Annotated in this window: 6 protein-coding genes; 5 read left to right on the forward strand and 1 reads right to left on the reverse strand. The window is 58.8% G+C overall.

Features of this window, described 5'->3' with window-relative positions:
* Positions 1–39: 39 nt before the first annotated feature.
* Entirely contained in the window at positions 40–2,013 is a 1,974-nt protein-coding gene (locus tag GIW48_RS21600) for a hypothetical protein (RefSeq protein WP_186618092.1), read from the reverse strand.
* A gap of 246 nt (positions 2,014–2,259) precedes the next feature.
* Here GIW48_RS21600 and GIW48_RS21605 point away from each other — a divergent pair, with 246 nt between their 5' ends.
* From GIW48_RS21605 to GIW48_RS21625, 5 genes are all read left to right on the forward strand, one after another.
* The gene (locus tag GIW48_RS21605) at positions 2,260–3,318 is read left to right on the forward strand and encodes a LacI family DNA-binding transcriptional regulator (protein WP_170038455.1); all 1,059 of its coding nucleotides are present in this window, start codon (positions 2,260–2,262) and stop codon (positions 3,316–3,318) included.
* Positions 3,319–3,405: 87 nt separating this feature from the next.
* Positions 3,406–4,188 (forward strand): sugar phosphate isomerase/epimerase family protein, encoded by a 783-nt coding sequence (locus GIW48_RS21610; RefSeq protein ID WP_236463139.1) that lies wholly within the window; start codon positions 3,406–3,408, stop codon positions 4,186–4,188.
* Positions 4,181–5,122 (forward strand): sugar kinase, encoded by a 942-nt coding sequence (locus GIW48_RS21615; protein WP_186618090.1) that lies wholly within the window; start codon positions 4,181–4,183, stop codon positions 5,120–5,122. Before GIW48_RS21610 ends, GIW48_RS21615 begins: the two co-directional genes overlap by 8 nt.
* Positions 5,123–5,167: 45 nt before the next feature.
* A complete protein-coding gene (locus GIW48_RS21620; RefSeq protein WP_056859255.1) occupies positions 5,168–6,460 on the forward strand; it encodes an MFS transporter in 1,293 nt (430 codons plus the stop codon).
* Positions 6,457–7,431, forward strand: a complete 975-nt coding sequence (locus GIW48_RS21625; protein ID WP_138454030.1) for an NAD(P)-dependent oxidoreductase — start codon at positions 6,457–6,459, stop codon at positions 7,429–7,431. Before GIW48_RS21620 ends, GIW48_RS21625 begins: the two co-directional genes overlap by 4 nt.
* Positions 7,432–7,696: the final 265 nt, after the last annotated feature.

The following is a 7,696-nucleotide window of genomic DNA, read 5'->3' on the forward strand; positions in this document are numbered from 1 at the left end:
CACCTACACTTCGATCTTCATGAATGGATTTATCCAACGCTAGGCCGGCCCACAATACTTCCCAGTCGGATATTTAAGGTCAACTTGTACATACCCGACTTTCGATACGCCTATTAATCCGTGGTTTCGAAAAACACTATATTTTGCAGAGGCGCCGGCATAGTCCCTCAGCGGTTTGATTATGTTTTGATAATCTGTAATTTCAAAAGTATGGGACACTTGATTGACGCCCCACGTATGACTCAGGATAAGGGCTGTCGACGCTATCGGGTTGCGATCCGGGTAATTAGCGTACCCCTGGAACGACAGCGTACATACATCCCCTGGGGCTATACCGACTCCGGGCGTCACCTGCATCTGAAATACCTCCCAGGGAAGCGGGATTGGTTTGCCGTCGGGGCCAAAGCCAGGTGTGCAACTAATAATTTTATTAGGATGATTTATATTTTGAGGGAACGTGGGCTTTGGAAAACTTATAGGCGGCGTGATGGTTACGACAACACTTTGATTACCCGATCGTTGCTCGTTAACGCCGTTAGTGCTCACGTAATACACGGGGGCAGTCGTATTACCACCGCCCTGTATGATCGACCAGCTAATGCGATTATCAAAAACGATAAGGGCGCCAGCGGTGTCACCCGACTTGACGGTATAGGTTGCCACCGGCGCTGCCTGCCCCGGCCAGTACAGCAACAGCATGTCACCGACTTGCGGGTTACCGGACAGGCGCGCTTCCACTCTGACAGCGTCGATACTGTCGCGACTGTCCAGTTTATTGGCTGTATTGGACACCGCGCCATAGAGATTGGCCAAGTCCAACATTGGGTTAAGTAACGCTGGCGCCTGATTGTGATCGCGGCCGAATACCGTGAAATCCATATTGAGCAATTTCAGCGGAGACAGCGTCCCAGGGCCCACCGTGTCGGAAGCACGTCTAATGTAATAGCGGAACGGCACCTTGTCCTTTCGCTGCAGGTCGGAGCCGTTGGCAATCAGCTGCTGCCAGGTCAAGGTTCCGGTAAACGGAAATGAAGTGACAGGTATCGGCGGAAGTTTAACACCCGCCAATTCAGGGATACAGAGATCCCCAGGTATAAAATTGGTGTAGCTGCTGATGCCAAACGAGACGATATTACGCGCATCGTCACGTTTGATGAGTTGATCAAAATCAAACGCAGGCACCGTAGGCACGGGCAAATTGCCGGGCAGTGGCGTTAGACTCAGCAAGACACTTCCGGGCAAGGAAAGTTGACTAATGTTACCCGCCTCATCCTTGACTCGGTACACCGCAAACAATTCTTGCGCACCTGAAAACTTGCGAAATTCCGATACCAGCACCTTCAAAATAATTGCACCTGTAGTAGCAACTATTTTTTCAACGTGAATCGGTAAGCCAGTCGGATTTGAATTGCTGCTCATAAACCACAGAAATATTTCGTCAAGCGTGGCGCGAACCTTATAATCGCCCGGCACCACGACATCCAGTGTCAAATTATTATCCAGATCAGGATTAGTAATAACTGCACTTGAAAACACCGGCGCCTTAAGCACCTCGCCTTTACCCGGCGCACTGCGGTCGATAATAATCCTGACTGGGGGCGAGAAATTGGCCACCGGTGCGTCGGGTTGGTCATTGTGTATGCGATAAGAAAGATTGACGACAGCGTCATTCAGCAGCAAACCGCTAGGAATATACGCCGGCAGTGGAAAGTCGCCGGGAAACAACTCTCCCACGACCGGTATCGGTTCAACGTAAACAGGCAGCGCTAACCCGACGACATGCCAAACAAACACAATATAATCAGTGCTCCCCGGCTGGGTCAGTTCAATCCATGGGCCGGGTATCCATACGAGAAGATCATCATCCAATAAGCGTTTTGGAATCACACCACTCGCCAATCGTCCCTCAACGATTGGCAAGGGGGCTTGAGGCACGGCGGTCACAACTGTGCCGTCGGGCAAACCTGTGGCGCTATTGGTTTGAACATTGCTATTAGTTGGGGGGGGGCTCATATCATTCTCCGTAACAGCAACATTGCGCCGGTCACTGGTTTTTATTGAAGGCTGTGACGTTGATTGAATACCCGTTAGTAACTTCCCGATACTGTCAGAACTAACAGGTCTTACCGCCATTCGTCGGTTGCACGCGCGAATGAGCGCTTGCCGCGCGCTGAATGACACTTGACGTTGTTTCGTGAATGAGGTCTCCTGAAACCGGTTTCAGAACGTCACCACCTCCAATAAGAAAGGCCTGCCACCGTGACTCCTTTTTCCGCCGCCCAGCGCAGCCGCGTGACCATGCTCGACGTCGCCGAACGCGCCGGCGTGTCCAAAGCCAGCGTGTCGCGCTTTATCGGCGAGGACCGCGCCCTGCTCTCCGACGCCATTGCCTTGCGTATCGAGCAAGCGATCAGCGAACTCGGCTACCGCCCCAACCAGATGGCACGCGGGTTGAAACGCGGCCGCACGCGCCTGATCGGCATGCTGGTGGCCGATATCCGCAACCCCTACTCCATTGCCGTGATGCACGGCGTCGAAACCGCCTGCCGCCAGCATGGCTACAGCCTGGTGGTGTGCAACACCGACCGCGATGACGAGCAAGAGCGCCAGCACCTGGCGGCGCTGCGTTCGTACAACATCGAAGGGTTGATCGTGAACACCCTTGGCCACCACCTTGACCAACTGCTGGAGTTGCAGCGCGAAATGCCCCTGGTGCTGGTGGACCGCAAGGTCGAGCCGTTGCACAGCGATATGGTCGGCCTGGATAACCCTGCGGCGGTGCGTGTTGCCGTGCAGCACCTGGCACAGCAGGGTTATCGCGACCTGTTGCTGGTGAGCGAAAAGGCCGATGGCACCAGTTCACGTCTGGAGCGTCAGGCGAGTTTCAATGCCGAGATTGCGGCACGCCCAGGGTTGACCGGCGCCGTGCTGGAACTCGATGGCACGCTGGAAAACCGCCTGCACAGCTTTCTTGCCAAGCCAGGTCCCAAGGCGTTGTTCTGCGCCAATGGTGTGGCTGCGCTGGCCTGCACCCACGCACTCAAAACGCTGGGCTGCACGCTGTTTGATGATGTTGGCCTGATCGCCCTGGATGACCTCGACTGGTACCCGCTGGTGGGCAACGGCATCACCGCCCTCGCCCAACCCACCGACGCGATTGGCGCCAGCGCCTTTGACTGCCTGCTTAAACGCTTGCGCGGCGATGACGCACCACCGCGTACCCTGGATTTTTTGCCCGAACTGATCGTCCGTGGCTCCACCCAATCCCTTGTGGGAGCTGGCTTGCCTGCGATGGCGGTCTGTCAGGCGAAGCCGTAGTCGCCTGACACACCGCCATCGCAGGCAAGCCAGCTCCCACATTGGTTTTTCGTATAAAAATGAAACCGGTTTCAGAGGTACATAACAATGCATAAATACCCCGTCTCCATCAGCCTTTCCAGCTACGGCGCCGATCTGGTACGCCAGCAGGGCCAATTAGGGTTTGTCGAACTGTTGGTGGCTGCCGGCGCCCAGCGCATCGAGTGGCGCGAAGAACTGTTGACCCGCGAACAACCCGCCACCCTCGCCCAGGCCGCTGCCGAACACGGCCTGGAATCGGTGTTCTCTTCACCGCTGGAGCTGTGGGTGGCCGGGCGCGCCCAGCCGAACGCTGAACTCAGTGCAACCCTGGACCGCGCCCAAGCGTTTGGCTCGCGCTGGCTGAAGGTTTCCCTCGGTTATTTCACCGACACCAACGACCTGCAAAGCCTGCACGCCCTGCTCAACCGCCACCCGGTCAAACTCCTGGTGGAGAACGACCAGACCCTGCACGGTGGGCGCATCGAGCCAATGCAACGCTTCTTCACTGAGGTGGAACGCCTGGGCTTGCCGGTGAAAATGACCTTCGACATCGGCAACTGGCAGTGGCAGGACCAATCCGCGCTCACTGCCGCGCGGCTGTTGGGCCGCCATGTGGATTACCTGCACTGCAAGGCCGTGGCGCGTCGCCAGGACGGCAAGCTGGTGGCCTTGCCGCCCGGCGCCACCGACCTGCATCTGTGGGAACAACTGCTCAAACATATGACTCAAGGTATTACCCGGGCCGTGGAATTCCCGTTGCAAGGCGATGACCTGGTTGCCGTCACCGCACAGCAGGTCGCCGCCCTCGCCCTCCTTGGCCAGCCCCGCGCGGAGAATGCCCATGTCTGAGATCGATATCCTTTCGTTTGGTGAAACCATGGCGATGTTTGTCGCCGAACAGACCGGCGACCTGGCCCAGGTGGCGCAGTTTCACAAGCGCATTGCCGGGGCCGACAGCAATGTCGCGATCGGCCTGTCGCGTCTGGGTTTCAATGTGACGTGGCTGAGCCGTGTCGGCGACGATTCCCTGGGGCGTTTTGTGGTCGACACGCTTAAAAAAGAGGGCCTGGATTGTCGGCATGTGACGGTCGACCCGCTGCACCCGACCGGCTTTCAATTCAAGTCCCGCGAAGAAGCCGGCGCCGACCCGCAGGTGGAGTACTTCCGTAAAGGCTCGGCGGCCAGCCACTTGTCGATTGCCGCGATCAGCCCCGCCTTGCTGCAAGCGCGCCACCTGCATGCCACCGGCATCCCGCCCGCCTTGTCCGAGGCCACCCGCGAGCTGTCCGTGGAACTGATGACGCAGATGCGCAAGGCCGGGCGCAGCGTGTCGTTCGACCCGAACCTGCGCCCGTCGTTGTGGGCCAACCAAGCGCAGATGGTCCGCGAAATCAACGCCCTCGCCGCCCTCGCCGACTGGGTCTTGCCGGGCCTGGGCGAAGGCCGCTTGCTCACCGGTTTCGACGACCCGGCCGACATCGCCGCGTTCTACCTTGACCAGGGCGCCGAAGCCGTGGCGATCAAACTGGGCGCGGACGGCGCCTACTACCGCACCCACATGGACCAAGGTTTTGTCGCCGCCGTCCCGGTGGAAACCGTGGTGGATACCGTGGGCGCCGGTGACGGTTTTGCCGTCGGCATGATCAGCGCCCTGCTCGAAAACCTGAGCTTCCCCGAGGCGGTACAGCGCGGCAACTGGATCGGCAGCCGCGCCGTGCAAAGCCGGGGTGATATGGAAGGTTTGCCCAACCGTGCTGAATTACCCACCCGATCTGTTGCATGACCCACTCCCTGTTGCCACAACTACAACAAGCTCAGGAGCAACCCCATGGAAACTGTGAAACTCGCCACCCGTCGCTGGTGGTACATCATGCCTATCGTGTTCATCACCTACAGCCTGGCGTACCTGGATCGCGCCAACTACGGCTTCGCCGCGGCCTCCGGCATGGCCGAAGACCTGATGATCACCCCCGGCATGTCGTCGTTGCTGGGCGCGCTGTTTTTTCTTGGCTACTTTTTCTTCCAGGTGCCAGGTGCGATCTACGCGCAAAAACGCAGCGTTAAAAAGCTGATTTTCGTCAGCCTGATTCTGTGGGGCAGCCTGGCCACACTGACCGGCGTGGTCTCCAACGCCTATATGCTGATCGCCATTCGCTTCATGCTCGGCGTGGTCGAAGCGGCGGTGATGCCGGCGATGCTGGTGTACCTGTGCCACTGGTTTACCCGTGCCGAACGCTCACGGGCCAACACCTTCCTGATCCTCGGCAACCCGGTCACCATGATGTGGATGTCGGTGGTCTCGGGCTATCTGGTGCAGCACTTCAGCTGGCGCTGGATGTTTATCATCGAAGGCCTGCCGGCGGTGATCTGGGCGTTTATCTGGTGGAAGCTGGCGGATGAAAAACCCGCCGACGCCAAGTGGCTGAGCGAGCAGCATAAACAAGACCTGCAAAGCGCCCTGGCCGCCGAACAGGTCGGGATCAAGGCGGTGAAGAACTACGCCGAAGCCTTTCGTTCGCCCAAGGTGATCATCCTGGCGCTGCAGTTTTTTTGCTGGAGCATCGGCGTGTATGGCTTCGTATTGTGGCTGCCGTCGATCCTCAAGGCCGGCTTGCAGATGGACATGGTCGAAGCCGGTTGGCTCTCGGCGCTGCCGTACCTCGCAGCGGTGATCGGCATGCTGGCGGTGTCGTGGGGCTCGGACAAGCTGCAAAAACGTAAACGTTTTGTGTGGCCGCCGCTGCTGATCGCCTCTATCGCGTTCTACGCGTCCTACGCGCTGGGCGCTGAGCACTTCTGGTGGTCCTACACCCTGCTGGTCATCGCCGGGGCCTGCATGTATGCGCCCTATGGTCCGTTCTTTGCCATCGTCCCGGAAATCCTCCCGGCCAACGTCGCTGGCGGCGCCATGGCGCTGATCAACAGCATGGGCGCGCTCGGTTCGTTCGGCGGTTCGTACCTGGTCGGTTACCTCAATAGCAGCACCGGCTCACCCGGCGCCTCGTACTTGCTGATGAGCGGTGCGCTGATGTTTGCCGTGGTGCTGACGATTTTCCTCAAGCCCGGCGCCAGTGATCGCGTGCCGGTGCCAACCCTGGAGTTGAAGGTAAAAACCTCATGAAAAAGTCTGTGGTCCTGTACAAAAAACTCTCCGCGCCATTAATGGCTCGCCTGCACGAACACGTCGACGTGACCCTGATTGACGCCCTCGACGAACCCGGCCTCGCCCGGCTGCGTGACGCCTTGCCTGGTGCCCATGGTTTGTTGGGTGCCAGCCTGCGCCTGGATGCCAGGCTGCTCGACCTGGCGCCCAAGCTCGAAGCGGTGGCCAGTGTGTCGGTGGGTGTCGACAACTACGACATCGACTACCTGACCCAACGCGGCATCCTGCTCAGCAACACGCCGGATGTGCTTACCGAAACCACGGCGGATACCGGATTCGCGCTGATCCTGGCCACCGCTCGCCGGGTGGTCGAGCTGGCCGATATGGTGCGTGCCGGGCAGTGGAGCAAGAACATCGGCCCGGCGCATTTTGGCACCGATGTGCATGGCAAGACCCTGGGCATTATCGGCATGGGGCGCATCGGCGAAGCCCTGGCTCAGCGTGGGCATTTCGGTTTTGGTATGCCGGTGATTTACCACAGTCATTCGCCAAAACCGCGGGTAGAGGAGCGCTTTGGGGCGCAGTTTCGTAGCTTGCCGGAGTTGTTGCAGCAGGCTGACTTTGTGTGCCTGACCTTGCCACTCACGGCTGAAACCGAAAAGCTGATTGGCGCGCGTGAGTTTGCGTTGATGGGGCCGGAGACGATTTTTATCAATATCTCGCGTGGCAAGGTGGTGGATGAGGCGGCGCTGGTTGAGGCGCTGCAACAACGCACGATTCGGGCGGCGGGGTTGGATGTGTTTGAGCGCGAGCCCTTGAGTCATGACTCGCCGTTGTTGCGTTTGAACAATGTAGTGGCTACACCGCATATCGGTTCGGCGACCCACGAGACGCGGGAGGCTATGGCCGCTTGCGCGGTGGAAAATTTGCTGTCGGCGCTGGCTGGGGAGCGGCCGGACAATCTGGTTAATCCGAGTGTGTATGCTTGAGATTGCGGTGGGTCAGTCGGCGGGGTCGGTGACTTAGATGCTGTTGTGTACATATCCGTTGCTGCGGTAACGGCCACTTAGGGTTCCGCCCTTACGGCGGCTCACTTTTGGAAAGACCCAAAAGTAAGCAAAAGGTCTTCGCCCCAACACTCGGTGCCTCGCTGTGGCTCGGCATGCCCGCAATCCGACAGTGATTTGGGGGGCCGCCGCGATGGGCCATCCTTGGCCCAGCGCGGCTAAACCGGCATCCCTGCCGGTTTACCCC

It is taken from the genome of Pseudomonas sp. PA-6-3C (genome assembly GCF_021605825.1).
GTDB lineage: Bacteria > Pseudomonadota > Gammaproteobacteria > Pseudomonadales > Pseudomonadaceae > Aquipseudomonas > Aquipseudomonas edaphica.